The sequence below is a fragment of the Nostoc sp. NMS7 genome, from assembly GCF_017115085.1.
GTDB lineage: Bacteria > Cyanobacteriota > Cyanobacteriia > Cyanobacteriales > Nostocaceae > Nostoc.
The window spans coordinates 138,974-163,886 of record NZ_JABXKJ010000231.1; the positions used below are offsets into that span (position 1 = coordinate 138,974).

Below are 24,913 nucleotides of genomic sequence, written 5' to 3' on the forward strand. Positions count from 1 at the left end.
TTGTTTTTACCAGAAGCAATGTCTCTACTGTCTCTATAAGGTCTCAAGTAGGTCGAAGTATGAAAGAAGAGCTCAATATCCTAATTCAAGCTCAATACCCTTTAATCTACCTTGTTACCTCCGAGGAAGAGCGGGCCGAGCAAGCAATTTCCACGATCGCCCAGTTGTTAAAGCCCCTACGTCGAGTATTTGTTTGGACAGTAACACACGGGATTGTGGAGTATGGTCAACCCCGGAATGTCACCCAACATAATACCGTGTCTCCAGAGGCGGCGATTGAGTGGATAATTCGGCAGAAAGAACCAAGTATATTTATTCTTAAAGATTTACATCCATTTATAGATGCGCCTGCAACTAATAGATCGTTGCGTGATGCGATCGCCAGCTTTAAAGGTACGCAAAAGAATATCATTTTGATGTCGCCGATGCAGCAAGTACCTATAGAACTGGAAAAAGAAGTTGTCGTTCTCGATTTTACATTGCCAGATATGGCTGAGTTAAATAAGGTATTAACTCTCCATATAGAGCAAAATCGTGGTCGGCGGGTGACAACAGAAGCCAGAGAAAAGCTTCTCAGAGCCGCTTTGGGTCTAACTAAAGATGAAGCTGAGAAAGTCTATCGGAAGGCACAGGTAACTACCGGGCGTTTGACGGAAGATGAAGTAGATATCATTTTATCTGAGAAAAAGCAACTAATTCGGCGCAATGGGATCTTAGAATACATTGAAGAAGATGAAACCATTGATGCTGTAGGTGGCTTAGAAGAGTTAAAAAGATGGCTTAAGCAACGCTCCAATGCCTTTACAGAAAGAGCGAGAGAGTATGGTTTGCCTCAACCAAAGGGGATGTTAATTCTCGGAGTTCCCGGTTGCGGTAAGTCATTAATTGCCAAAACTACTTCCCGGCTGTGGGGTTTACCACTGTTGCGGTTAGATATGGGGCGAGTCTACGACGGCTCAATGGTGGGACGAAGTGAGGCAAATCTGCGAAACGCCCTGAAAACAGCAGAATCTATTTCCCCAGCGATTTTGTTTATCGATGAATTGGATAAATCCTTTGCTGGTAGTGGAGGTTCGTCTGATTCTGATGGGGGGACTTCCAGTAGAATCTTCGGTTCTTTCCTGACATGGATGCAAGATAAGAAATCTCCAGTGTTCGTGATGGCAACTGCCAACCGAGTAGAACGCTTACCTGGGGAGTTCTTGAGGAAAGGACGCTTTGATGAGATTTTCTTTGTCGATCTGCCAACACCGGAAGAACGGCAGCAGATTTTCAATATTCATCTGACCAAGCGCCGTGAAGACATCTCTCGATTTGATCTTGAGCAATTAGCTAAGATGTCTGACGGCTTTTCTGGGGCAGAAGTTGAGCAAGCGATCGTTGCGGCAATGTATGAAGCTTTTGCCCAAGATCGGGAGTTCACCCAACTAGATATTATTGCTGCACTGAAGGCAACATTGCCGCTGTCTCGAACGATGCAAGAACAAGTAACGGCTCTGAGAGATTGGGCCAGACAGCGCGCACGCCCCGCAGCATCCTCCGTAGCTGAATATCAGCGAATGGAGTTTTAAAAGCTTTCCTCTGCCATCCCAGGGGGAAAGGCTAGCTCCCAATGCTAGCAGTTATAAGAAAAGCCGCATCCTGATAAGCGCGGCTTCGCCGAAAACAAACCGTTGTCGTTTTTCTCAATCTTCTCATTGGAGGAAACCCAAATGTCTCACTTTAGCACCCTGCGTACCAAGATCACCGATGCCGAAATCCTCAAGGCTTCCTTGCGCGACTTAGGTATCAGCGTAAAGACTGAAGCTGATGTCCGTGGTTATAACGGTCAGCGTGTCCGTTCTGACATCGTTGCTATGTTGGATGGCGAATATGACCTCGGCTGGTCTCGCAACAGCGATGGTTCCTTTGACCTAATTGCTGACTTGTGGGGAGTTGCTAAGAAGCACAACCAAACCGAGTTGATCAACTCCATCAACCAAAAGTATGCAGTTAACAAAACTTTGGCTGAAGTAAAACAACGCGGTCTGCAAAACGCCAATGTGAAGTTGGTATTGCAATAACAATTTCTCTGCGCGTTCCCAAAGCTGCACGGGTTAACCATATAAATAGCGGTTAACCCGCTTTTTTATCGGGACTGAGATTTTATTTCTCAGTCCCGATTTTTATGTTTTATTCTTTACTCGTACTCAGCTAAATATAAATAAGTCTAGCTCATCTACATTGTGAATAATATTTGAATCAGGAACGCCATATGACTCAGCTAGTTTAATGCTAGCTTCCAATCTCAATTCTAGGTTTAATTTAGGGTCAAAAGCTGCTCTAGCTAGGTCGCCCAATTTGTCATAAGTAGCGATAATATTAGCAATAGTAGTTTTGTAATCCTGATCAATTTGAGCAAGTAAGTTTTGATAATATTGTTCTACTTGCTTGCACAGGATTGCATTTTCTCCTAATAAATTTTTGCAGAAATCAGAAACTATACGACCTGCAATTGTACCAATAACCGCACCAACAACAGGAATAGGTATCAATGCTTGTCCTATAGCTGCTCCAGTTGCCACCATTGCGGAATCTGCACAAGCAAATAAACTCAATTCTACAAATTTTTCTGAAGAAATTTCTCCGCGATTCCAACTTCTGACTAAACTGGCAACTTCCATACCAGCACTGACAAATGCACCAGCTAAAGGAGCGGACATTTGGGCAAAATTAGTTAAACCATAAATCGCCGTCGCCGATATACTACTAAGTGTTGCACCTGTAGCTGTATCTATACCAATTTCTTTCCAATCTTCAAGTGTTAACTCACCTTTAAAAACATTTTTTCCTTCCTTATATTTCCCATAAATTTTAGTAGCAAATCTAATGCTACCTCCTATAACTGTACCTTTAACGGCAACCCGACCAAAATCAGTTATGTTAGGTTGAGATTCGGTACGTATTCTGTCTTTAATTTCTGCGTTATCTCTCTTTAATTCTTTGTCATGGCGAGCTAGCGTATCATCGACTTTACCTATTTGTACATCTGAATAGTTAGATGATGCAGGTTGGATAGTTTGATTAAAATGATGGACAGAAAGCTGTTCTATCTCATGAGCTTTTTCTTTTATTGTTTGAGCAGTACGAGTTGTTATTCCTTCTACATTTTCACCATTCAAAATTTTTTGAATGGTGTCATACTGGTCTTTAGGGATATGATAAAAAGATCCATCTCTGCCAAAATTATCATATTTCTTCATGTGGTCGAGAACATGATCCAGAGTATTTCCAGTACCATTGATAAATTTAGACTGTACCTGAACCCCGTTAATTAAATAATCTTCCGGTGCTGTTCTTCTAACTCCGTCAAATGTGGCGCGAGGAGTCGAAGAGTTCAAGAGCGATTTAGCATTACGAATACCAACTTCTACTTGTTCAGCTATTTCACCGTGTTTTGTGCTTGTATTTCCCAAGATATTTTCAGGAGTAGCTAAAAAATAACGGACTTTATCAACTTCTTGAATAGCCGCAAAAAAGGCTTGATCTTGTTTGCTGACTTCCCCAGCTAGTTGTTCTGCATGGTGCAAATTATCTTCTAATATTATTGCAGCAATAAATTGATTTGTCTGATGTCTATTTTCCAGTTTATCCATATACCAAACCTTTTATGTGTTGATTTGATCTAGCAAAATAATTGAGCCACTAACGAAACAAGGTTAGTAGCTCACTATAAACTTACAAATTATTTCTACAGCTTAAGGTCTACTGTTTTTTTGAGTGACTGACTCAGCGCATGGATAGAATTAGAATTTTTTGATTATGGTATAATCATTTAGTTATTTTAATTTAAAGTCCAATATATACTTTATTGAGTCAATAGTATAATTAGCGATTAGCCCACTTTTTTATGACTTCAAATCTTCACGCCATGTAAAAATAATTTGCTCCTCAGCTTGCCTAAATTCAATATTAAATTTATCAAATACAACTTCTCGCCCTAAAAGCAATTGTTCTCCGCCTGTGTTGGTTTGTAACCATGCTACAGGAGTAATAAAATTGTGTTCATCAATTGTCATTTCGACATTGCGTAAAACGTACTCAACTCTGCCACCTATAGTTTCTGCCAACAAAGTTGATTCTGAATCAGCCAAAGCATAGCCTAAATCCTGACCAACTTTGAATGAAATTAAACTTAATTCAGCACCCGAATCTACTAACATTATTGTGTGAGATTCTATATCTTTGTGTTTTAAAATAACACTATAATTGGGTTGCCAATCATGTCGAGCGACAGTGCGGAAGCGAATTGGTAAAATTTCTATAGAAGCAGTGCGACGGGGAACTAGGTAAATTAAAAAAGGCTGTTTTGCAGCATTACCTAATGCTAAAACTTCGCGTAAGTTTTCGCTGTGAGCAATTATTCCATTTGCGTTGTAAGCGATATATTGATTTTTATATAAATCTAATAACATTTGGCGGTTACGATTCAACCACTTTAACATTTCATCTCTTTCGCTTTTAGAGGATGTTGTGTTCATATATTTTGAGTACGTTCTTAGTCCTTCTGCTTCGTGGTTTACCACCCTTGATTATTTCGTTGATCATTACCATTATAATGGTTTTGCTGTTGACTTATATTGTCATGCCTAGAGTTAGCCGTTTGTTGAGCTTTTGGATATATCCTAAATTACGAAAAGTTTAGCGATTGAAATTACTCTAACTCAACTCTATTAATTAAGAGTGATTGGGTTGCTTTCAATCCTCAGCTATATTAACCAACCAAGTTGCGTGCCATTATCAATATACTCTTGCATCTTATCTTGCAAAATTCGTAAGTTATCGCTCTCAGAACGCAATTCAATTACAAACTCAGGACAAATCGGTGCAAACTTTTTTCGCAGTTCTGCTGGTATCGCTTCCCAGCGATCGCATTTTATCCACGCCGCATCTGGAGATCGCACCGCACCATTCGGCAAAGTAAACCCACCACTGGAACCAAACCCTACACCTGTACCATCTTGCTTTGTCCAAATACCCAACTGACCAATAATTTCAAAGTTACGTTGGCTAGTTTCTGCATCTGTTGGAGACATAATCACTAATTCTCCCACAGCATTGCGTTCGATGCGAAAGTCGCGATTTAGCTGACAAAATTCATAAAACTGGTCTTCGGTTAGTGCGTAGGCGTAGCCCGTCGTAGACATCGCAGGTTGCAATTGCAAGACCATTGGTATAATTTCTGTGGCTACAGGTAAGTTGGTATTCATATTCATTTTTGGGGACTTCACCTGTCTTCAGGATATATCTTGGCAAAATTTTAGGGGTGGTTTCGTAACCACCCCTTTATTCCCCTAATATTTAGAATTTAGTTACAGCCCCCTGAATGGGAAGTTAATTTACTCAGAAATATTAATCGAACTTTCAAATTGAGAATTAGCCAATGTTGGTGCAGAGAAGATACGCGAGTATAGACTTGATGGTTGTTGATGAGCAACAACTGGTAGAACTTGACGAGCATGGGCGGCTAATTCCACTGCCTTTACATCATAAGTCTGCGTTGCCAATTTGGGATAAAACCCGATTCCGATGATTGGCAGCAGCAAACAAGCGGTAATAAATATTTCGCGGGGTTTGACATCAGATATTACAGCATCCAAGTGCAACTCTTGACTTTGTTCACCGTAGAACACTTGACGCAGCATCGACAGTAAATAAATTGGTGTCAAAATCACGCCAACGGCTGACAGCAGTACGACTACAACTTTGAAGCTGGAACTGTAAACATCACTGGTGGCGATACCGAGAAATACCATCAACTCACCCACAAAACCACTCATTCCGGGTAAGGCGAGAGAAGCCATTGAACCAATGGTAAACAGAGCAAAGGTTTTGGGCATTACTTTGGCCATACCGCCCATTTTATCCATCATCAAGGTGTGGGTGCGATCGTAAGTCACGCCAGACAGGAAGAACAAGCTAGCAGCAATCAAGCCGTGGGAAACCATCTGTAGCACTGCACCACTAATACCCAGTTCTGTGTAGGAGGCAATCCCAATCAGCACAAATCCCATGTGGGCAATTGAAGAGTAAGCCAAGCGGCGTTTGAGATTGGTTTGGGCAAAGGCACAGCAAGCACCGTAGACAATATTCACTACACCCAAAACCGCTAACACTGGCGCAAAAGTCACATGGGCATTGGGCAACATTTCCACATTGAAGCGGATGACGGCATAACCACCCATTTTTAACAACACACCAGCCAAAATCATCGAACCGGGTGCTGATGCTTCACCGTGAGCATCAGGTAGCCAAGTGTGTAAAGGGAAAATCGGTAACTTCACCCCGAAGGCTATCAAGAAACCTGCATAAACCAACAATTCCAAGGTTTTGGGGTATTCTTTCATTCCCAGAGCTGCCATGTCGAAGGTGATGGTATCTCCAGAGAATGCCATTGCAAAACCGGCAATCAAGATAAATATTGATGCGGCGGCGGTGTAAAGAATGAATTTGGTAGCCGCATAACGGCGATTTTGTCCTCCCCAGATGGAAATCAGCAGGTAAACCGGCACTAACTCGATTTCCCACATCAGGAAGAACAACAGCAAATCCTGGGCGACAAATACGCCAAGCTGGGCGCTGTACATTGCTAACATCAAACCATAAAATAATCGCGGCTTGGTGGTAACTTTCCAAGCCGCGAATATTGCGAGGGTATTTATTAAACCTGTCAGAAGCAGTAAGGGCATCGATAATCCATCAACCCCCACCGCCCAATGCAAACCTAACTGTGGTACCCAAGGATAGTTTTCTACAAGTTGGAGTCTTGAACTCTGGAAGTCGTACTTATACCAAAAGGCATAAATCATCAGTGCAAAGTCAGCGATCGCAACTCCCAAACCATACCACCGAATGGTTCTACCTTCCTTGTCTGGGATTAGGGGGATGGCTAAGGCAGCCACCAAGGGTAAGAGGATTATGGCTGTTAGCCAAGGAAATTCAATAGCATTCATCACTTCTGACAATCAATTTGCTCTCTCACTTTTAGTTACATTATATGAAGCTATTTGTACTTTTGTAACCTTTATTGAAGTTTAAAAGATTAAATTTTTGCTTCCAACAGGAATATATACTCATTGAATGTGAATTTATCAGGACAAATAAGAATAAATACTTATCAGATTTTGACGGGTTATAAATGTAAACTTTTGCAAGGTCAAGAAAAAACAGCAGCTAAAGCCCAATACGCTTGGGTTAAGGCTTAACTCTTTGTCAAAGTCAATTTTTTTAACCAGCTGCCTTCTTTACGAGATGCTGCGCGATCGCAAATCTCAAATCTCAAATCGTTTGACAATTGTCCAAACTTCCCCATGCGATCCGACATCGGGAACGGAGATTGTCTTAAACTCAGTAATGAAGGGCTTGTCATAAACCAGGAGTCAGAATTCAGGAGTCAGAATTGCTGAATATTCTACCCATAAAGGGATAGAGTTTTAATCAGGAAGAATATTTAATACTAGTTTTGCGTACACTTCAGCACAAGTCAGTGACCGCCAAGGACGAAAGCGCGTAGCGGGACGAAGTAGGGTTTTAACCAGTTCTGCCATGATAGGTTATGACTGGAATTGATTACTAAAGGCAAGCAAAATTATGTTCACCGATCGCAAAGGGCAAAGAGTACCGAATGTCACTTTCCATACTCGCAATAACAACGACTGGGTGGACGTGACAACCGATGAATTGTTTGCTGATAAGACAGTGGTTGTCTTCTCTTTACCGGGTGCTTATACTCCAACTTGTTCATCAACTCATCTCCCTGGCTACAACGAATTGGCTAAGGTTTTCAAGGAAAATGGTGTTGATGAGATTATCTGTATTTCTGTGAATGATGCCTTTGTGATGAACGAATGGGCGAAGGATCAAGAAGCAGAAAATATCACACTAATTCCTGATGGTAATGGTGAATTTACTGAAGGCATGGGTATGCTGGTAGATAAATCAGACTTAGGGTTTGGGAAGCGATCGTGGCGTTATTCTATGCTGGTGAAAGATGGTGTAATTAACCAGATGTTTATTGAGCCAGACGAGCCAGGAGATCCCTTTAAGGTGTCCGATGCCGAAACAATGCTTAGATACATCAACCCCCAAGCAGTGAAGCCGGAAGTAGTTTCTCTGTTTGCGAAAGTTGGTTGTCCCTTCTGTGCGCGTGCGAAGGCGATGCTCAAGGAACATGGCATCAACTACGAAGAAATTACCTTGGGTAAGGATATCACCACGCGATCGTTAAAAGCAGTTACAGGTGCGGCAACAGTTCCCCAAGTGTTTATCGATGGTAAATTAATTGGTGGTTCTGAGGCATTAGAAGCTTACTTTGCAGCTAAGTAGGTTTTAGTTGGAGCGCACAACTGTTACCAAAGTCATGGTATTTTTTACCGTAGCCTAGCCACAGATCCCCGACTTCTTTGAGAAGTCGGGGATCTTTTTTTCAAAAGTCAGCAGTTAACAAATCTTTAGATGAGGAAATGTATTTTTGCCCAGTTACTAAGTACTGATCATCTAAAATTGATTCGGATTAAATTTCCATTTATTTAAAAGAAAATATGTTTGCTAGAATCCGCCGAATTTTGAGTCAATTTTTTAGTAAATCAAGGACAATCAACAATGAACCACTGAATAAAGTGAGTTTGATTGTGATTATTTTAATTGATATTTTTATCTTGATTAATGTTTTTACGGGACTGGATGATATTAGCAGATGGTATATCAGCCCGAACAAGGCTTATCCATGTTATTCAGAGTGGCAAGATTACCGGACAAAAACCACTAAAGATAAAGACTATGAAATTGTTAGACTTTCATTGCCATCTGACACGAACAATCAACTCAGTTTTCAGCGAAACTATCAACAAGCCGAAGCAGGACATCTGGGTAAGGTTTCTAAAACGTGCTTGCAATATGCCGATTATAAAGATAAGATTAACAATTCTGAAAAGCAGCAAATCATCAAAAATATTGATCAGAAACAAGCGAAAATCAGTAGGCTTGAACAAGACGATCGCACTATTAAAGCCCAATATGACTCAACGCTTTTAGAAAAAATTGCCGGTCAGGATCGTCAACAATCAATTAATCAAGTCAGTGCTGAAAAAGCTAAACAGGCATTAGAACAAAATAATCGCCAAATTTCTACCCTTAAACAGGAAAATTCTACTCTGAAAAATGAATTGCTTACCAAACCTGAAAGCATTAGTTTTATAGCCTTTATTAAAGATGACAATCAATTCCGGGAAGTTGATAAAGGCTATAAAAAGGCATCATTTTGGTATCCAAGTATCCAGCTTGCTTTTCAGTCCTTCTTTCTTATACCACTGATTCTCATTGCCTTATCAGTTCACAAATTTGCCCAAGGAAGAGGATATGGACTCATCTCGCTAATTAGCTGGCATTTGCTAGTTATCTTTTTTATCCCACTAATCGTTAAAATATTTGAATTTCTTCAAATAGGTGTAATATTTAAATTCAGGACTTACGCAAACAATAGCCGAAACCCTTATTTTCAGGTAGGGGCAATTCATGAATTGCCCCTACCGCGTGTACTTTTGCGTAAGTCCTATAAATTTTTATTTGATATCATTAGCGCCATTTTTGGTGGTTTACTTTTCCTGATCAGTTATATTTATATCTTACTGATTCCGATTATTGGTTTTGGAATTATCCAGTTTTTTCAAAAATTTGTCTTTAATGCTAAAGTCCAGGCAGCTAGCAGAGTTCAAAAATCACACTGCGTCAATTGTGCCAAGAAAATTCGAGATATTGATACTTACTGTCCGCACTGTGGTTATAATCAATATATTGAATGCCAAAACTGTCATAATCTTACTTATAAACATTTGTCGTATTGTAAACATTGTGGAACTTCTCAAGATTCCAGTAAATTGTAATCAGTGAATTCGTTTATCAGTCTTTTTAAGTTAGATATGGAAAAAGTGAAAACAGCCTATAAAGAGAGTCAATCACCTGTTTCTTTTCTCAAAAACCTGTTGATTGCGCGTTGGCGATCGCTCTTACTCCTCTTAATAGGTGTATATTTACCTTTGCAGGTCTTTGAAATCCTGACAGTGAAGATATGGCAGAATCAAGCTGGCTTACCGTGGGATGTGCCTATTCTGTTAGCAGTTCATTCTACACTAAACCCACAGCTGGATGTTTTAGCGGTGACGCTAGCTACAATTGGATTGCCTTGGACGGCGATACCGATTTTAGGTGCGATCGCACTCATATTATTACTTCAAAAACGCTGGCGATCGCTAGCTTATTTACTCACCGCCTCAGTCGGAAGCATTATCATCAACCGCACAGCAAAGGAATTAATGCATCGAGTCCGTCCACAATTATGGCAGTCCATTGCACCTGAGTCTAGTTTTGCATTTCCCAGCGCTCATGCCATGACGAGTATAACTTTGGTAGCAATTTTGCTATTCTTAACTTGGGCTAGCTCTTGGCGCTGGTTGGTTCTCATGTTCGGCAGCTTATATGTAATAGCTATTGCGTGGTGTCGTCTCTATCTGGGGGTTCATTTTCCCAGTGATATTCTCGCGGGTTGGATGGTTGCATTAGGTTGGACAATTGGCGTCAGTCTAATTATCAAGCCCTATGGAACTCAAGCCAAATCTGTAGATAGCGATCGCTTCGCCAACGTCTTTGACGAACGCCCTGAAGATGAAACTACTTTACTCCCTGAAGAAAGAAAGTTGATAACTGAGGAGTGATATTATATCCGCTTAAAAACTTATTATTTAGGCTGACGCACAGACACGACGAAAAGATTTTAATCATAAATGATCTGAAAGCTTGTTGCCGTGTCCATAATAAGATAGATTTACATATACAGATTTTGGACACAAGATCAGATTCATGACTCTAACCATGAATCGGGGTGGTAGCGAAACAAATGGAAAATCTGTACTACTATAAAAAGTGAGTGTCACAAATAATTTCACTGTTTTCGCAATCAGATTGAAGTGCGTTAAAGTGAGCAATTGGAGTTAAGGATAGATTTATATGCGCTTGCCAATCGCAATTAGTGCCATTTTAGTGGCATCTTTGGGTTTGAATGCACCTGTAATGTCTCAACCTCGTATACAGGTAGCGCAAACACCAGCATCTACTAATTTCACCTTTGAACAATTTAAGATTAATTACCGATTATGGAGACGGCAAAGAATCCCTAACTATCGCTATGAATTCACTAGAAGTTGCTATTGTTTCCCCAAAGCCACAGAACTAGTGATTATTGAAGTACGGAATGGTGTCACAACTTCCATAACTTCTAAAGAGACTGGTAAACCAGTAGATGCACAATTATTCCAAAAATACAATACTATTCCTAAACTCTTTAATATCATTAGAGATGCGCTGATTCAAAGAGCAGCAAATCTGACTGTACAATATGATCCGATAATCGGCTATCCAACTCAAATTAACATTGATTATGATCGTCGAATAGCTGATGATGAAATCTTCTTCACAATTAAGAATCTGCAAAAAATCAACTAAATATAGCTAACGAGAGTATTCATGTATAGCGGTTCTCAATTGCATAGAATACAGCCGATTCATTTATTAGTAATATTTTCCCAGGCATTGAAATACACTCAAAAATAAATTACGAGCCTTGGAAAAGGTCATTAATTGAACTTATACTCTGTTTAATTTGTTCTGTCAGAGAAGTTCTTAATAAGTCAAGGGTTTCGGCTGAAAAATTGAGTAATCCCAAAGCATATAATAGGCTCGAAATACCAATAAATAGAGCCAAAAATCTCCCAAAGCAACCGGGATTAATTTCAATAAAACCTAATTTAGATTGCCCAATGACAGCAATCGTTATAAAAACAATTCCTGCTATTAAAAATGTGCTATTTGGAGTTAAATCTGTCATTTTTCTCTTCAGATGCCTCAGCCGAAATTTCCTGTTTTTGAACTCCAATACTAAAGCTTTTGTTAGTAGTGAGCGATTTATCGCTTTATATAAGATTCTCAAAGGCTAAAACTACCAGGGATGAGTCGATGACGGAGATGTTCAACGTATTGACTCAAATCGCTGTTAACGATCTATTTCATCAGCAGATTCAAAACCTGCACCGTAGGCATCGCTAACTCTATAATAATATATTGATATTAAACTAAAAACGGACGCGCCAGAAAAAAGCTAGAAATTGATTTAGCATCTATCGGCTCTCCTTCCAGAATAGCTTTCTCTAATTCTTCGGGAGTTAAAAATACAGTTTCGATATCCTCGTCTTTATCTTGTGGTGGTGGTGTCTCCAGCTTTGACAAATCTCGTGCTAGAAAAGCATAGATAATCTCATCAGAATAGCCGGGAGCTAGAAAAAATTCGCCTAGTTTGTCCCATTTTTGGGCACTATAGCCAGTTTCTTCGGCGATTTCACGCTGTATTGTCTCTAAAGGTTCTTCATTTGGTTCTACAGTTCCCGCCGGAAATTCTAATATCCGTCCCTGAATTGCAAAACGATACTGGCGCACGAGTACAAGTTTACCCTCTGCTGTCACTGGCACAGCTAAAGCACCACCAGGATGACGAATACATTCCCATTCTCCTTCCGATTTATTCGGCAAACGCAAGCGATTTACTTCAAAATCAAACTTGCGTCCTTTATAAAAAAAGCGTTGTTTCAGCAGTTGTGGTAATTCTCTACCTAATGGCATAGTAAAATCTGATTATCTGTGAATACTGAGGTGAAATCAGCCTTCTTTTAGATTTAAGGATGGTATTTTTAATTGCCCATCCATAAATGTACATCAGAACAGTCTACCTGTTTGAGCAGTTCTTTAATAACACACCCAGAAACTGGTTCCATCCAATCTGGAGCAATTTCTGCAAGTGGTATTAACACAAAAGCCCGATCGCACATTCGTGGGTGGGGAATCTGGAGGTTTGGTGTATCCATAATTAAGTCATCATATAATAATAAATCTAAATCCAGGGTTCGTGGCCCCCAGCGTTCCTGACGCACACGCCCAAATTGTTGCTCAATTCCTAACAAAATTTCTAATAACTGCTGGGCTGTGATTTCTACCTGCAATGTGACGCAGCCATTTAGGTAATCTGGCTGTGGTGGACCGACGGCTTTAGTTTGGTACCAATTTGATCTGGCTTCTAAGAGAATACCTGGGGTTTGGGCTATAGTCTCGATAGCTGCTTCTAAAATTGTCTGTGAATCGCCCATATTACTACCAAGGGCAAGGGCGCTTCGTCTGGGCTTTGCTTTGGAGTAGCCAGCAGCAGGCATTGCACTCTCCTTAAATAAGCTGTTTTCGGGCTGTATTTGCGGATACTTTGCTGTACCTATTGCAGAAAATGTCAATAGTTTTTATCTTGCTAATATTTATCATAATTACAGGATTTTGACAAAATTAAATTCACGAAATCTAAAAAACATTATTTTATGGTTAATTTAGTTAATTATTTATAGGATATTATACTAACAGAATCGTAGTGCGCTAACCCCAATGATTGATGGTGCGTTAGATAGTTTTTACTACTTTGAGCGAGGAACTGACGTGGGGAAGCTTACCTCCTAGTTCAAGCGAAGACCAACTAATTTGTGTGACTCTGGACAAGGAGGAACGAATGAGAGCAGCTAACCACCAACACATCTGGCGTAGGCGAGGCAGTTACCGAGCAAAATGAAAATTTTCCGATCTAGGATTAAGGTCAATCAGTCAACTGGCGGTAAACCACTCTATCGTCGCTTATGGTTTTGGGCAGGTTTGGGTGTAGGTGGTGGGATAGTTGCCTTGATCTACGGCGTCAGTTTAATAGATCGGACTTTGCCAGATCAGGCGGAGTTGAATGCCGTGTTGAGAGAGCAAACACTGACGATCAAAGCTGCTGATGGCACCATATTAAAACAACAAGGTGAAGCGACCAGAGAAGAGTTAAAGCTGGAACAAATACCAGATAATTTAAAAAAAGCTTTCATCGCCTCAGAAGATAGAAGATTTAAACAACACAACGGAGTTGATCCGCAAGGGATTGTCAGAGCGGGTTTGAATAATTTGCGATCGCAAGGTGTGGTCGAAGGTGGTAGCACCATTACTCAACAGCTAACGCGGATTCTGTTTTTGAAACAAGAACAGACAATCTGGCGCAAACTCAAGGAAGTCCGCCTTGCACAAAAAATGGAACAAGTATTAACCAAAGATCAGATTTTAGAGCGTTACCTAAATCTGGTTTATTTGGGATCTGGAGCTTATGGTGTGGCAGATGCAGCCTGGGTATACTTCAGTAAATCACCCGATCAGCTTTCTTTAGGGGAAATGGCAACGATTGCTGGATTAGCTCCCGCCCCCAGTTTGTACGCCCCAGACAAGAATCCAGTAGCGGCAAAACGGCGGCGCGACTTAGTATTGCAACGGATGCAAGAAGATGGAGTGATTACAGCAGAACAAAGGCAGGCAGCGCTTCAGGAACCATTAACCCTCAAAAGCAGTTTACCTAAGCGAATGCAAGCAGAATCACCCTACTTTACCAGCTACATCGAAAAAGAATTGCCGAAGTACGTTTCCCCGGATGTGCTAAAAAGCGGAGGTTTAGTAGTGGAAACCACACTAAACCCAACTTGGCAGAAGGTCGCAGACGAGGCAGTAGCGAAAACACTGCGAAATCAAGGACGCTGGGAAAACTTTAAGCAAGCAGCAATGGTGGCCATTGACCCCCGGAACGGTGAAATTAAAGCAATGGTTGGGGGGAAAGACTTTGGTAATAACCAGTTTAATCACGTTACTCAGGCACAACGGCAGCCAGGATCGACATTTAAAGGGTTTGTCTATGCGACTGCGATCGCTAGCGGTAAAAGCCCCTACGATAGTTACGAGGATGCACCCTTTGTCGTAGACGGCTATGAACCAAAAAATTATAGTGAAAACTTCCACGGTTCAATGACCATCCGCGATGCCCTCACCCGCTCTGTTAATATTATTGCGGTAAAGGTGTTGATTGATGTGGGATTTACGCCAACGATAAAACTTGCCCATGATATGGGGATAAAATCTGAACTTAAGCCCACCTACTCTTTAGCACTCGGCTCAAATGAAGTCAATCTCCTAGAGTTGACCAGCGCCTATGGCAGTTTTGCAACTCAAGGATTGCATACAGAGCCTCATGGTATTAGCCGGATCATCAACCGTCAAGGCAAAGTTATCTGGTCAGCTAATTTCAAGTCTCAACGCGCCCTTGACGCTGACAGTGCCGCCATCATGACTTGGATGCTACGCAACGTCGTCGAAGAGGGGACTGGTGGTGCTGCACAATTAGGTAATAGACCTGTTGCTGGCAAAACCGGCACCTCTGACGAAGCCCGCGATTTATGGTTTATTGGGTACATTCCCCAGATGGTGACAGGGGTCTGGCTAGGTAACGATGATAACCACCCCACAGACGGCAGTAGTGGCAGTGCAGCTTACACTTGGCACGAATTTATGGAAAAAGCGGCAGAGGGGATGCCTGTAGAAAAGTTTCCCAAACGACCAAACTTAGAAGGTCGTAAAGGCACCATCAAAGCCCAGGCCATCAAGCCTAAACAAGTACTGAATCGTTCTATTACCTCTGATGATGACTCAGAAGGGGAAAGTTCGAGAAATTCTAATTCTGAGGATAGCGGCTCATCCAAAAGACGTAGAAGCAGGAGAAGCTATTCTGAAGATGAACAGCAATCTAGCGATTATACCCCAAGACGGAGAAGGCGCGATCGCAGCGAAGAATCAAGTTCCAATAAATCTTCCTCAGAATCATCTACTCCAAGGCGGCGAACTAGAAGAGTCGAATCTGATTCTCCCCCGCCTCGAAGAACTCCGCGAGAGTTACCTCCGGCAAATAGTTCCGGTTCTTCATCACCACAACCATCCTGGCGAGATAGACTTAGACCTCCTCAGTAATAACAATTTCAAAATTCAAAATGAGACTCGCAAACTCGCTCTAAGCGTTCCCGTAGCATTGAAAATTAAAGACATTTTCAGACGGGGATTTAAGCATTGGGCATGGGAAAAATTTGTTCAATAACTCCCTCATCTCCCTCATCTCCCTCATCTCCCTCATCCCCCTGTTTCTTCCCATGCAATATCAACTTGTTTAAACTAAACTCCGGGGGGATGTTAGGTGATACGCTCATCTTATATATAGTGTATTAAATACTGTTGCATAATCTTGGAGAATATACTCATGGATTTATTGATGCAAGTAGCAGCACCAGCCATAGATGCTGCTCCTCATTTTCCCTTCGCTTTCACCTTGGTATATGTCGTTGGTTTTATTGCTGCTGTAACCATTGGTTCAATAGCTTGGTACAACTCGAAACGCCCCGCAGGTTGGGAAAGCAAAGAGCGTCCTGATTTTGTGCCGAAAGTTGATAAAGAAGAAACTCCGGGTCTAGGTGAACCGAAGTCAAAGTAGTGATTAGTGATGTTAGCGGATAGCTAGGGTTTAGCCCGTGCTGAGTTAAATAACCAAACTTAAAAATCATCTAAAGACGCGATTCTTCGCGTCTTGTCAACTCATAACTCAGTGTTAGTTTTGCACTTCAACCCAACGGCGGTAAAGCTTTTGAATTTGTTTAAGAAGCTGATTGTGATCTGATTGATCTGAGTGATTCGGCTTCGCTATATCCTGCAATTTCGTCAGGAGTCTAGCTTCTTCGACGGCAACTTCACCATCGCTATAAATTAAGCCACTGATGGCTTCAATCAGATTTTCACAATCTTCAAGGCTGGGGCGATCGCCTAAATACTCCCGCACCCAGTCATAGCACTCTTTTGGCTCTACAGGAACTAATTCGTACAGCCAAGGCTTAATTTCTGGATCGTTAGCCAAACCCTTTGCTTGAGCTATTTCGCGCAGATATTGCCGTTCTTCTGGCTGGATTTTACCATCAATCCAGGCTGCTCCAATCAGGATTTTAACTAAGTTTTTTACATTGGAAGGGGAAACCATTGCTGACTCCTCTGGTAGATTCAGTCGTCCACAAAATCGTACAATCCCAAACAGTATTCACGCGGAATTATTGGTTTTTCTTAAGCGCACCATAAAAAAGCCATCCATATCCTGTCGATGGGGCCAAACTTTAAACCAACCTTGAGGCGTGCTATGGGCAGAATCAGCAAACTCAAAACCTTTGGCAGACTCAATTTGCCAATCAGGTGACTCAGCTAAAAATGCCGAAATCACTTGTTCATTTTCTGCTGGATGCAATGTACAGGTAGCATAAAGTAGTACACCACCCAGCTTGACAAAAGTAGATGTATGTGTTATCAATTCCTTTTGCAGCACCGAAAGTTCTCGAACAGATTCTGGTGTCTGTCGCCAACGTGCATCAGCATGACGGTGCATGGTTCCTAACCCAGAACATGGAGCATCGAGTAATACGCGGTCTGCGGTGTTTTGAAATTGGCTAAAATGACGACTGTCGCCAGTGCAAATTTGAATAGATTGTAAATTCAGCCGTTGAGAATTTTCTTGGAGTTTGCGAAGACGAGAAGCAGTGCGATCGCAAGCCCAAATTTTCCCTTTATCTGCCATTAACTCAGCGATATGGGTTGTTTTACCCCCTGGTGCAGCACAAGCATCAATTACCACCTCACCTGGTTGGGGGTCAAGTAAATGACCTACCAATTGGGCGCTACTATCTTGTACAGTCCACCAACCCTCTTTGAAACCCGGTAGTTTTTGAATTGATCCAGCACTACCAATCAATCGTAAAGCTTGGGTTAAATGAGGAATCCGTCTCACCAAAATACCAGCAGATTGTAAAGCCGCCTCAACTTCTTCAATTGAAGTGCAAAGTGGGTTGATTCGTAAGTCAATTGTTGGTGATTGGTTCATCCATTCACACAGTTGTTCTGTCTCGGCTAAACCCAATTGTTCTAACCAAACTTGAATCATCCAGTCAGGAAAGCTGTGTAAAATGCCCAAGCGTTCCACTGGGTTTTCTGGAAGTTGTAACGGATCTGTTTTTATCTTCTCTGCAAGGCGGATATACTGGCGTAATAAACCGTTAACAAAACCTGTGAGTCCAGAAAAACCATTTTCTTTAGCGAGTTGGACGGTGGTATTAACAGCAGCTGAAGCGGGAATACGCTCTTGATAGCGCAGTTGGTAGAAGCCCAGATGTAAGATAGTGCGGAGGTCTTGTGGTTGTTGATCAGATTTCTTTTTAGCGAGTTGATCAATGAGAGTATCAAGAGTGCGCTGCCTTCTGACACTCCCATAAATCAATTCTGTCAGCAAGCGGCGATCGCAATCAGCCAAATTAACTTTTTGCAGCACTCTATCTAGGGCAACATCAGCATAAGCCCCCTTATGAACATCTCGCAAGGCGATAAAAGCTAGTTGACGGGCGTTTGTCATGGAAACAAGAATCAGGAGTCAGAAAGCTTTTGTATTCTAACTCCTGTACAGATGCGATTAATCGCGTCTCTCCCAACTTCCTATCGAGTCAGATACGGGTCTACAGTGGCGATTTCAAACTCACATGCTCTAGAAACTTGTTCTGCTGGTAATTTTCCAAAGCTGATTAATGGTAAATAACTGTGGTTTGCCATCAGTTCTTTTGCTAATAAGAACCCAGTAATTGTCCAAGTTTGATATTTCCTAGCTTGTTTCCCAATCAGTCGCCCTTTCTTACCATCGTAATATTCTGGCCATTCATCTGCTATCAGGCGTGGTCGAGCAATTTCAATAGCCTTTTGTGCCAGACTTGTTTTGTTAGTTTTCACAGCCGCCGCCGCTAACATCCACATTAAAACTGGCCAACTACCAGCATTATGATACGACCAGGGTATATTTTTGGGGTCACATCCAGTTACAATTCTGTACTCTTCATTTTGCAAAGCTGGGAAACAAATTTTCATTGGCATATCTCCCACCAAGTCATCCCATCGTTCCTCAATCAGAGTCATAATCGCTTGTGATTGTTCTTCGGTGGCTAAGTCTGAAATAATTGCCATTAAATTTCCGAGTGAAAAGAAGCGAGTATCTAACTGCGACGGACCGACATTACCTGCTAGATAACCACCTTTTTTGGGCAGCCACTTATCTAATTCATAATAGGGAACAGAATCTACATATATGTTGAACAGATTAACAGCACCCTTGCCATATTCTTCACTTTTGAAGCGATAAATTGCATTCAAACGATTAATATCTATCCAATAATGCTGGCGAATATGAGCGCATAAAAGAGGCAACCGATTATCAATCGCTTCAACAATATCAGAATTTCCTTGACAAATTAGCAGTTCACGAGATGCCCGCAATGCCGTGTAAAAAAGAACTTGTAGTTCTAGAGGATGCCCATAAATGCCCATACGACGGTCAATCATACAAGCACCATCTGGAACCAACAGCGTTGGGTACATATCAAAACGATTCGCCAAGCAGATTTCCATGATTAACCTGATCCCATTTTGGAATTCAGGTTTATAGGCTAGAGAAAAATCATCTGTAGCGACTACATAAGCACGCAATAAAATAATCCACCAGAGACAAGAATCTACAGGTGTAACTCTAGCGATCGCATGTTCACCAAAATCTGCTTCTAAATATTCTTGCCCATTTTCTGATACAACTTTAAAGCTAGCTGGGATTAATCCTCGTCCCGGCTTATAGGCATCTAATGCTCTTTCTTTAGGCTGTAACTTTAAGGTTTCTTCTAAGAAATTGCGAACAATATCTGTTCTACCTTTGATCAGAAAAATTAGACCTGAAGAGACAAAATCCCGGATAAAGCACTGGTCATAATTAAGCGCCTCTACAGATGCATCATAAGCGGCTACCGTCCCAACGGGGCGTCCTTGATAGTAGAGAATTGACTTTTCTAGCGCTAGCCAAGCTTCTTCCACTTCTTTTAAATTTTCAGTAGTTTCCAATTCGTTTATGTGCATCGCCAGAATAACTCCATAAGGGTTGTGAATTTGCGGTAGATGTGTCTTCATTTATTATTTTTGCTACTCTCAGCATAGCAAAAACGATTCTTTGAATAGCAAATATAATTGAGAGAAACATTAATCAACTAACAATGAATAAACATGCTGACAATTATGCAGCTTTATTGTTAGTTAATTTGTTTATAATCGATTACTCTTTTGGTTAAATTTGTTGTTCTTCAACGCCAGCAGTAATATGATTCTTCAAAACAGTCACACAAGATATATTTTTAAATTATTTATTATTCCCTTTCATGTTTGGAATATTTGCTTTACCAAACAAAAACATATCTTCAGTACTGTTTAAAGTTTGCGTGAAGTTAAAACTGGTTGCAGTATATTTACTTGAGCAGGATTAGTTTTTGACACTAAGATGTCAGATTATTCCCCATAATCTAATAATTTATAACTTTTTATCAGAATATGCAAGATAACTGCTTGAAAAATTTAAGATATCAATACTTCTGAAGAGTTATATATTTTACCCTACTGAGAGTAGCTTGTCATCAGACATTATGCTATTAGTTTAATTCAGTTGGTAACTTATTTATCAAAGTTAATATATTTGTGAGCGTTTAACTGCTCCTGGAATTCTTTATAAGCTTGATTAATTGGTTGACAATTCAGATCATATGGAAAAGCCGACGAAAGACATAACCCCCTAGCCCCCTTCCCGACACGGGAAGGGGGAAAATTCAAAGTCTCTCTCCTTCAAGGAGAGAGATGAAGAAGAGAGGTTTTCCAAATACCGTGAAATGCCTTCAACTATAAACCTTTGCTCTTTAGCCAATTGATAAACAGGTCAGCGATCGCTAAGTTACCGTGTTCAAGCATTTGCAGATGACCGTGGCCAGGGAGTCCAACATCAGGAAGCCAAAAAAAATCACCCCGAAAGTATTTTGCAGTTTCTGCATCTGTTTCACGAGGATGGCGCGGGTCTTGGTCGCCTGTAATCACACATATGGGAATATCAAATAGTATCTGAGGGTCGCAAATATAAAGCCCTCGTCCTTCAACATTTCTGCATTCGTTGCTAATCCGCCCACTCTCAGCAACCAAACTGCAAAAGTAATTCTCAAAAGCCTCTTGCGGAAAAGTATCTGAATTGGTGAAATACTTTTTAGTATTTTCACGCGACTGGATACGTGGACGATCTTCGGGAAAAGCCAAAGAAGAGTTTTTTGTGATAATTGGTAATAGATTGGCTGGTGGACTTGGTGCAATGCCTATAATAGCTTTAACAAGTTTGGGATGAGTTTGTGCCGTCTGCCAACCAACGACACCAGACATACTGTGGGTAAGAATCACAGCCGGGCCAATCTGTTGGAGTAGCGCCACTGTAGCATTGATTACCCGTTGATATGACATCAGCGGGAAGTCTGGAACAAAGCCCGACCGACCATGCCCTGGCCAGTCAACAATATAGGTTGGGTAGCCTTTTTCTACCAGATATGCTGCCCAACCTTGGCGATTATCGGGTGTTTTGACAAAGCAAGTACCTGTATGAAAGGCGCCATGCAAAAACACAATAGGAACTGAATTTTGGTCTTGACTCGGCCGGTAATATTGAACATACATTTGGTACGGAATAGCACCAACAAAGAATTCTGTTTCAGTGTATGAATTCATTTTGAGAACAGACTTAAATCTTTACAGCAATGTTTGTTGTTCACTCGCTACAAAAAACCGCGTTTTAGCTAAAACTAGAGATACAAATATAGAAGCTTGAGAAAAGTAACCTTTTAAGTTATTTTACTGGATATTCTCAAAACTTTATGTATACTAACTTTATAGTAAATAACTGAGTACTTACGCAAAACTATACGCTGTAGGGGCAATTCATGAATTGCCCCTACCTAAAAATCAGGGTTTCAGCTATTGTTTAGGTAACTCCTGTAACTAAACATTAATAATTTTGTCATATAACAAAACCCCCTAAATCTATAAAGTTTAGGGGGTTTATTTAAAAAACACGATCAAAATTAAATTCCTTTACACCAGGATCATAACTCGGTTGTACGAGACATAGGACGTTCTGGTGTCTACGTAATATAATATAGCGAATATTATAATAGTTGTCAATGCCTCAGCCTAAACTAACAGATGATGAGCTAAAAGATATTGTGATGAATTTTTCAGCCGCACGTATGAAACCATATCTTAACGCTGCAAATAGTAATCACGGCAACGCCATCAGAATATGTCAGATCAATACTCAACTTTGCGAGGCACTATATCCAAGTCTACATACTTTAGAGATTGCCCTACGCAATACAATCGACAACGTATTATCAGTTAAGCACGGTAATGATTGGTTATATAACGGAAAAATTCAATTAGATAGTTATGACGATGAGACTGTTAACGCTGTTCTGAAAAAATGCAATCATAACTTAAATCACTTAATTCCAGAACTGAGTTTTGGATTTTGGAAAAGCTTAATAGATAAAAAATATTATGAAATTACGATATGGCGTCCTTTTTGTAAACAAATATTCAAATATGCTAAATCTTCTGAGCTAAATATTAAACAAATACGACCAAAAATAAAAAGTATACATTGGTTACGTAACCGCAATTTTCACCATGAACCAATTTGGAATTACCTGCAACTTGACAATATACATAGTGATATTTATTGTTTTATCAATTGGATTAATCCAAAAGTTAGTGCTTGGCTCAGAGAATATGACCGATTTCCACAAGTATATCTAAGTACATCAACACTACTTGAAGAAATGAAGGTTGCTCGAAATAAAAGATGCCCATTTGCTTAAAAACATCAAATTTTTGGGCTGCACTGGCGCTAGGTGCTGGTGTGCATTACTTCCCCATGTTCTTTGCTTATCTGCCAATATACGCAGAGCTAATGCTTGAACTCTAGCAACTGCTTCTTCTCGTGTCTGTCCATAAGCCAGTACACCAGAAAAACCAATCACTTCAGCTAAAAAGCGTCCATCCTCTTCTTGTTCAATTTCTATCGTGAAGTTCATAGCCAGTGAAGGTATTGTAATAAAAGCGATTCCTGAAATAAAACAAAAAATTTATATGACCTCAGTTGATTCTAGCAAGCACAAAAAAGCCAGAGCTATCAAACCTACCAGCCGCCGCCCTGCGAAAGAACTCTGTAGCGAGTGCGGACTATGCGATACATACTATATTCACTATGTCAAGGAAGCCTGCGCTTTTATTAATCAGCAGATAGGCGAACTTGAAGCAGAAACGCACACGCGATCGCGCCATCTCGACAATCCCGATGAACTCTACTTTGGTGTTCACCAAGACATGATAGCGGCGCGGAAACAGCAGCCCATTGAAGGCGCACAATGGACGGGTATTGTTAGCAGCATTGCCATTGAAATGCTCAATCGCGGCTTGGTTGAAGGTGTCGTCTGCGTACAAAACACCAAAGAAGACCGCTTTCAACCCATGCCTATTATCGCCCGGACTCCAGAAGAAATACTAGCAGCGCGGGTAAATAAACCAACACTTTCGCCGAATCTTTCCGTGTTGGAACAGATAGAAAAATCGGGGATGAAGCGGCTATTAGTGATTGGTGTTGGTTGCCAAATTCAGGCATTACGAGCCGTAGAAAAACAACTTGGTTTAGAAAAGCTGTATGTTTTGGGTACGCCCTGCGTAGATAATGTTAACCGCGCCGGACTGCAAAAATTCTTAGAAACCACCAGCCGATCGCCTGATACAGTTGTGCATTACGAATTCATGCAAGACTTCCGGGTTCACTTCAAACATGAGGATGGCTCATCAGAAACAGTACCTTTCTTTGGCTTGAAAACAAACCAACTCAAAGATGTCTTTGCCCCATCCTGTATGAGTTGCTTTGATTACGTCAACTCCCTAGCCGATTTAGTAGTTGGCTACATGGGCGCACCCTTCGGCTGGCAATGGATTGTAGTTAGAAATGACACTGGTAAGGAAATGCTGGATTTGGTCAAAGGCCAGTTAGACACTCAGCCAGTAATGTCTAAAGGCAACCGGAAGGAAGCTGTACAGCAAAGTATTCCCGCTTACGATAAAGGCGTTACCCTCCCGATGTGGGCAGCAAAATTGATGGGTGTGGTGATCGAAAAAATCGGGCCCAAGGGTTTAGAATATGCGCGGTTTTCCATTGATTCTCACTTTACTCGGAATTATTTGTATGTGAAGCGGAATCATCCAGAGAAATTAGAAGCGCACGTTCCAGAGTTTGCCAAGCGTATTGTTGGGCAATATAAATTACCAGAGTAGTGTATCGCGTTTGTGTGAAATATATCTGAGCCTGCTTTTGCAGGCTTTTTAGCCAAATAGTGATCGCTGGGCCAGCACCACCCACTAATGCCAGGATTCTCACATAGCGTAGCTCTTTTGGAACTACCTGTATCACCGTTGCCACACTGCGGCGAAATGCTTGGAATGGAGAAATTTCAATTATTTGCATCATGTTTCAAAGTAGCAAATAATCGCAGAATTTTCCGATATTGCGATCTTAATTTAAATGATCGGCAAGTGCGATCGCACAGGTGAGGCACAACAGCCAGATATTTTGTAGCGGTTTTCGACTCAGATCGTGTGATTTAGGATTGCGATATAATTCTCCTCTTCATCACATCAAACAGGGGTAAGGGGTCAGGTTAAACTAGATAAATTAGCGCGTGTACGCACTATCATTGAACTGCAAGGCAGCTGCACGCAGAGAAACATGGAAAAACTTGATCGCATCACGCTTAATCCTAATATTTGCTTGGGGCAGCCGACAATTCGGGGTATGCGAATCACTGTTAGTGTCATCCTCAAGATGCTAGCAAATAGTAAGTCCGTGGCAGAGGTATTACAAGCCTATCCAGAACTAGAAGCTGAAGATATTCAACAGGCACTCAAATACGCCGCTTGGGTTGTTTCCGATCAAATTCAGATAGTCCTAACAGCTTGAGGAACA

General features: G+C 41.1%; 24 protein-coding genes and 2 pseudogenes. 13 read left to right on the plus strand and 13 right to left on the minus strand.

Annotated elements, in window-relative coordinates; translation table 11 throughout:
- Positions 1-59: 59 nt before the first annotated feature.
- Together HWQ38_RS29665 and HWQ38_RS29670 are read left to right on the plus strand one after the other, a co-directional pair.
- On the plus strand, positions 60-1,571 hold the full coding sequence (locus HWQ38_RS29665; protein WP_292801028.1) for an AAA family ATPase: 1,512 nt from the start codon (positions 60-62) through the stop codon (positions 1,569-1,571).
- 141 nt (positions 1,572-1,712) lie between these two features.
- On the plus strand, positions 1,713-2,063 hold the full coding sequence (locus HWQ38_RS29670; RefSeq protein ID WP_012407317.1) for a DUF1257 domain-containing protein: 351 nt from the start codon (positions 1,713-1,715) through the stop codon (positions 2,061-2,063).
- Positions 2,064-2,189: 126 nt separating this feature from the next.
- On the opposite strand, the gene HWQ38_RS29675 is transcribed toward HWQ38_RS29670, so the two are convergent.
- Positions 2,190-3,635 carry a hypothetical protein gene (locus HWQ38_RS29675; RefSeq protein WP_292801030.1) on the minus strand — a complete coding sequence of 482 codons (1,446 nt, stop codon included), beginning with the start codon at positions 3,633-3,635 and terminating at the stop codon, positions 2,190-2,192.
- A 252-nt stretch (positions 3,636-3,887) separates the two neighbouring features.
- A complete protein-coding gene (locus HWQ38_RS29680; RefSeq protein ID WP_292801032.1) occupies positions 3,888-4,520 on the minus strand; it encodes a retropepsin-like domain-containing protein in 633 nt (210 codons plus the stop codon).
- Between the two features lie 2 nt (positions 4,521-4,522).
- On the opposite strand from HWQ38_RS29680, the pseudogene HWQ38_RS29685 reads away from it, so the two are divergent.
- Positions 4,523-4,684 (plus strand): annotated as a pseudogene (locus HWQ38_RS29685) (antibiotic biosynthesis monooxygenase); the annotation flags it as partial.
- A 67-nt stretch (positions 4,685-4,751) separates the two neighbouring features.
- Here HWQ38_RS29685 and HWQ38_RS29690 read toward each other — a convergent pair.
- Together HWQ38_RS29690 and HWQ38_RS29695 are read right to left on the minus strand one after the other, a co-directional pair.
- Positions 4,752-5,249, minus strand: a pseudogene (locus HWQ38_RS29690) (Uma2 family endonuclease); the annotation flags it as partial.
- A 129-nt stretch (positions 5,250-5,378) separates the two neighbouring features.
- On the minus strand, positions 5,379-6,992 hold the full coding sequence (locus HWQ38_RS29695) for an NAD(P)H-quinone oxidoreductase subunit 4 (protein WP_292801034.1): 1,614 nt from the start codon (positions 6,990-6,992) through the stop codon (positions 5,379-5,381).
- Between the two features lie 256 nt (positions 6,993-7,248).
- On the opposite strand from HWQ38_RS29695, the gene HWQ38_RS29700 reads away from it, so the two are divergent.
- The 5 genes from HWQ38_RS29700 (at position 7,249) to HWQ38_RS29720 (ending at position 11,535) form a co-directional block, all read left to right on the plus strand.
- Positions 7,249-7,410, plus strand: coding sequence for a hypothetical protein (locus HWQ38_RS29700; protein ID WP_292801036.1), 162 nt, complete (start codon positions 7,249-7,251; stop codon positions 7,408-7,410).
- A gap of 219 nt (positions 7,411-7,629) precedes the next feature.
- A complete protein-coding gene (locus HWQ38_RS29705; RefSeq protein WP_292801038.1) occupies positions 7,630-8,364 on the plus strand; it encodes a glutathione peroxidase in 735 nt (244 codons plus the stop codon).
- Positions 8,365-8,579: 215 nt separating this feature from the next.
- Positions 8,580-9,920 (plus strand): hypothetical protein, encoded by a 1,341-nt coding sequence (locus tag HWQ38_RS29710; RefSeq protein WP_292801040.1) that lies wholly within the window; start codon positions 8,580-8,582, stop codon positions 9,918-9,920.
- Between the two features lie 36 nt (positions 9,921-9,956).
- Entirely contained in the window at positions 9,957-10,748 is a 792-nt protein-coding gene (locus tag HWQ38_RS29715) for a phosphatase PAP2 family protein (RefSeq protein WP_292801140.1), read from the plus strand.
- A 292-nt stretch (positions 10,749-11,040) separates the two neighbouring features.
- Positions 11,041-11,535: a DUF6174 domain-containing protein gene (locus tag HWQ38_RS29720; RefSeq protein ID WP_292801042.1), complete on the plus strand. Its 495-nt coding sequence runs from the start codon at positions 11,041-11,043 to the stop codon at positions 11,533-11,535.
- A gap of 109 nt (positions 11,536-11,644) precedes the next feature.
- Here HWQ38_RS29720 and HWQ38_RS29725 read toward each other — a convergent pair whose 3' ends face one another.
- The 3 genes from HWQ38_RS29725 to folK form a co-directional block, all read right to left on the minus strand.
- Complete coding sequence (locus HWQ38_RS29725) at positions 11,645-11,917, minus strand: hypothetical protein (protein WP_292801044.1); 273 nt, start codon at positions 11,915-11,917, stop codon at positions 11,645-11,647.
- Between the two features lie 239 nt (positions 11,918-12,156).
- Complete coding sequence (locus HWQ38_RS29730; RefSeq protein ID WP_292801046.1) at positions 12,157-12,705, minus strand: NUDIX hydrolase; 549 nt, start codon at positions 12,703-12,705, stop codon at positions 12,157-12,159.
- A gap of 68 nt (positions 12,706-12,773) precedes the next feature.
- Positions 12,774-13,289 carry a 2-amino-4-hydroxy-6-hydroxymethyldihydropteridine diphosphokinase gene (gene folK / locus HWQ38_RS29735; protein ID WP_292801142.1) on the minus strand — a complete coding sequence of 172 codons (516 nt, stop codon included), beginning with the start codon at positions 13,287-13,289 and terminating at the stop codon, positions 12,774-12,776.
- Positions 13,290-13,686: 397 nt separating this feature from the next.
- Between folK and HWQ38_RS29740 the strand changes: the two genes are divergently transcribed.
- Complete coding sequence (locus tag HWQ38_RS29740) at positions 13,687-15,936, plus strand: transglycosylase domain-containing protein (RefSeq protein WP_292801048.1); 2,250 nt, start codon at positions 13,687-13,689, stop codon at positions 15,934-15,936.
- Between the two features lie 89 nt (positions 15,937-16,025).
- Here HWQ38_RS29740 and HWQ38_RS29745 read toward each other — a convergent pair whose 3' ends face one another.
- On the minus strand, positions 16,026-16,169 hold the full coding sequence (locus tag HWQ38_RS29745) for a hypothetical protein (RefSeq protein ID WP_292801050.1): 144 nt from the start codon (positions 16,167-16,169) through the stop codon (positions 16,026-16,028).
- A 50-nt stretch (positions 16,170-16,219) separates the two neighbouring features.
- Here HWQ38_RS29745 and HWQ38_RS29750 point away from each other — a divergent pair, with 50 nt between their 5' ends.
- Positions 16,220-16,450, plus strand: a complete 231-nt coding sequence (locus tag HWQ38_RS29750; RefSeq protein WP_292801052.1) for a hypothetical protein — start codon at positions 16,220-16,222, stop codon at positions 16,448-16,450.
- A gap of 114 nt (positions 16,451-16,564) precedes the next feature.
- Here HWQ38_RS29750 and HWQ38_RS29755 read toward each other — a convergent pair whose 3' ends face one another.
- The 4 genes from HWQ38_RS29755 to HWQ38_RS29770 all read right to left on the minus strand — a co-directional run bounded on the left by HWQ38_RS29755 (position 16,565) and on the right by HWQ38_RS29770 (position 21,606).
- Complete coding sequence (locus tag HWQ38_RS29755) at positions 16,565-16,987, minus strand: TerB family tellurite resistance protein (protein ID WP_292801054.1); 423 nt, start codon at positions 16,985-16,987, stop codon at positions 16,565-16,567.
- Positions 16,988-17,044: 57 nt separating this feature from the next.
- Complete coding sequence (locus tag HWQ38_RS29760) at positions 17,045-18,400, minus strand: 16S rRNA (cytosine(967)-C(5))-methyltransferase (RefSeq protein WP_292801056.1); 1,356 nt, start codon at positions 18,398-18,400, stop codon at positions 17,045-17,047.
- 80 nt (positions 18,401-18,480) lie between these two features.
- Positions 18,481-19,935 carry a glycoside hydrolase 100 family protein gene (locus HWQ38_RS29765; RefSeq protein ID WP_292801144.1) on the minus strand — a complete coding sequence of 485 codons (1,455 nt, stop codon included), beginning with the start codon at positions 19,933-19,935 and terminating at the stop codon, positions 18,481-18,483.
- An 807-nt stretch (positions 19,936-20,742) separates the two neighbouring features.
- The gene (locus HWQ38_RS29770; RefSeq protein WP_292801057.1) at positions 20,743-21,606 is read right to left on the minus strand and encodes an alpha/beta fold hydrolase; all 864 of its coding nucleotides are present in this window, start codon (positions 21,604-21,606) and stop codon (positions 20,743-20,745) included.
- Between the two features lie 452 nt (positions 21,607-22,058).
- On the opposite strand from HWQ38_RS29770, the gene HWQ38_RS29775 reads away from it, so the two are divergent.
- Entirely contained in the window at positions 22,059-22,754 is a 696-nt protein-coding gene (locus HWQ38_RS29775; protein WP_292801059.1) for a hypothetical protein, read from the plus strand.
- Here the strand turns inward: HWQ38_RS29775 and HWQ38_RS29780 are convergent.
- Complete coding sequence (locus tag HWQ38_RS29780; protein WP_292801061.1) at positions 22,704-22,970, minus strand: type II toxin-antitoxin system HicB family antitoxin; 267 nt, start codon at positions 22,968-22,970, stop codon at positions 22,704-22,706. The two genes, HWQ38_RS29775 and HWQ38_RS29780, sit on opposite strands and share 51 nt — an antisense overlap.
- A gap of 55 nt (positions 22,971-23,025) precedes the next feature.
- Between HWQ38_RS29780 and HWQ38_RS29785 the strand changes: the two genes are divergently transcribed.
- Positions 23,026-24,225 (plus strand): Coenzyme F420 hydrogenase/dehydrogenase, beta subunit C-terminal domain, encoded by a 1,200-nt coding sequence (locus tag HWQ38_RS29785; RefSeq protein WP_292801063.1) that lies wholly within the window; start codon positions 23,026-23,028, stop codon positions 24,223-24,225.
- Positions 24,226-24,676: 451 nt separating this feature from the next.
- A complete protein-coding gene (locus HWQ38_RS29790; protein WP_292801065.1) occupies positions 24,677-24,907 on the plus strand; it encodes a DUF433 domain-containing protein in 231 nt (76 codons plus the stop codon).
- Positions 24,908-24,913 lie beyond the last annotated feature (6 nt).

Bases quoted from the DNA above. Each gene is read 5' to 3' on its own strand.
- HWQ38_RS29665 (WP_292801028.1), top strand. From the start codon at position 60: ATGAAAGAAGAGCTCAATATCCTAATTCAAGCTCAATACCCTTTAATC.
- HWQ38_RS29670 (WP_012407317.1), top strand. From the start codon at position 1,713: ATGTCTCACTTTAGCACCCTGCGTACCAAGATCACCGATGCCGAAATC.
- HWQ38_RS29675 (WP_292801030.1), bottom strand. From the start codon at position 3,635: ATGGATAAACTGGAAAATAGACATCAGACAAATCAATTTATTGCTGCA.
- HWQ38_RS29680 (WP_292801032.1), bottom strand. From the start codon at position 4,520: ATGAACACAACATCCTCTAAAAGCGAAAGAGATGAAATGTTAAAGTGG.
- HWQ38_RS29695 (WP_292801034.1), bottom strand. From the start codon at position 6,992: ATGAATGCTATTGAATTTCCTTGGCTAACAGCCATAATCCTCTTACCC.
- HWQ38_RS29705 (WP_292801038.1), top strand. From the start codon at position 7,630: ATGTTCACCGATCGCAAAGGGCAAAGAGTACCGAATGTCACTTTCCAT.
- HWQ38_RS29710 (WP_292801040.1), top strand. From the start codon at position 8,580: ATGTTTGCTAGAATCCGCCGAATTTTGAGTCAATTTTTTAGTAAATCA.
- HWQ38_RS29715 (WP_292801140.1), top strand. From the start codon at position 9,957: ATGGAAAAAGTGAAAACAGCCTATAAAGAGAGTCAATCACCTGTTTCT.
- HWQ38_RS29720 (WP_292801042.1), top strand. From the start codon at position 11,041: ATGCGCTTGCCAATCGCAATTAGTGCCATTTTAGTGGCATCTTTGGGT.
- HWQ38_RS29725 (WP_292801044.1), bottom strand. From the start codon at position 11,917: ATGACAGATTTAACTCCAAATAGCACATTTTTAATAGCAGGAATTGTT.
- HWQ38_RS29730 (WP_292801046.1), bottom strand. From the start codon at position 12,705: ATGCCATTAGGTAGAGAATTACCACAACTGCTGAAACAACGCTTTTTT.
- folK (WP_292801142.1), bottom strand. From the start codon at position 13,289: ATGCCTGCTGCTGGCTACTCCAAAGCAAAGCCCAGACGAAGCGCCCTT.
- HWQ38_RS29740 (WP_292801048.1), top strand. From the start codon at position 13,687: ATGAAAATTTTCCGATCTAGGATTAAGGTCAATCAGTCAACTGGCGGT.
- HWQ38_RS29745 (WP_292801050.1), bottom strand. From the start codon at position 16,169: ATGAGCGTATCACCTAACATCCCCCCGGAGTTTAGTTTAAACAAGTTG.
- HWQ38_RS29750 (WP_292801052.1), top strand. From the start codon at position 16,220: ATGGATTTATTGATGCAAGTAGCAGCACCAGCCATAGATGCTGCTCCT.
- HWQ38_RS29755 (WP_292801054.1), bottom strand. From the start codon at position 16,987: ATGGTTTCCCCTTCCAATGTAAAAAACTTAGTTAAAATCCTGATTGGA.
- HWQ38_RS29760 (WP_292801056.1), bottom strand. From the start codon at position 18,400: ATGACAAACGCCCGTCAACTAGCTTTTATCGCCTTGCGAGATGTTCAT.
- HWQ38_RS29765 (WP_292801144.1), bottom strand. From the start codon at position 19,935: ATGCACATAAACGAATTGGAAACTACTGAAAATTTAAAAGAAGTGGAA.
- HWQ38_RS29770 (WP_292801057.1), bottom strand. From the start codon at position 21,606: ATGAATTCATACACTGAAACAGAATTCTTTGTTGGTGCTATTCCGTAC.
- HWQ38_RS29775 (WP_292801059.1), top strand. From the start codon at position 22,059: ATGCCTCAGCCTAAACTAACAGATGATGAGCTAAAAGATATTGTGATG.
- HWQ38_RS29780 (WP_292801061.1), bottom strand. From the start codon at position 22,970: ATGAACTTCACGATAGAAATTGAACAAGAAGAGGATGGACGCTTTTTA.
- HWQ38_RS29785 (WP_292801063.1), top strand. From the start codon at position 23,026: ATGACCTCAGTTGATTCTAGCAAGCACAAAAAAGCCAGAGCTATCAAA.
- HWQ38_RS29790 (WP_292801065.1), top strand. From the start codon at position 24,677: ATGGAAAAACTTGATCGCATCACGCTTAATCCTAATATTTGCTTGGGG.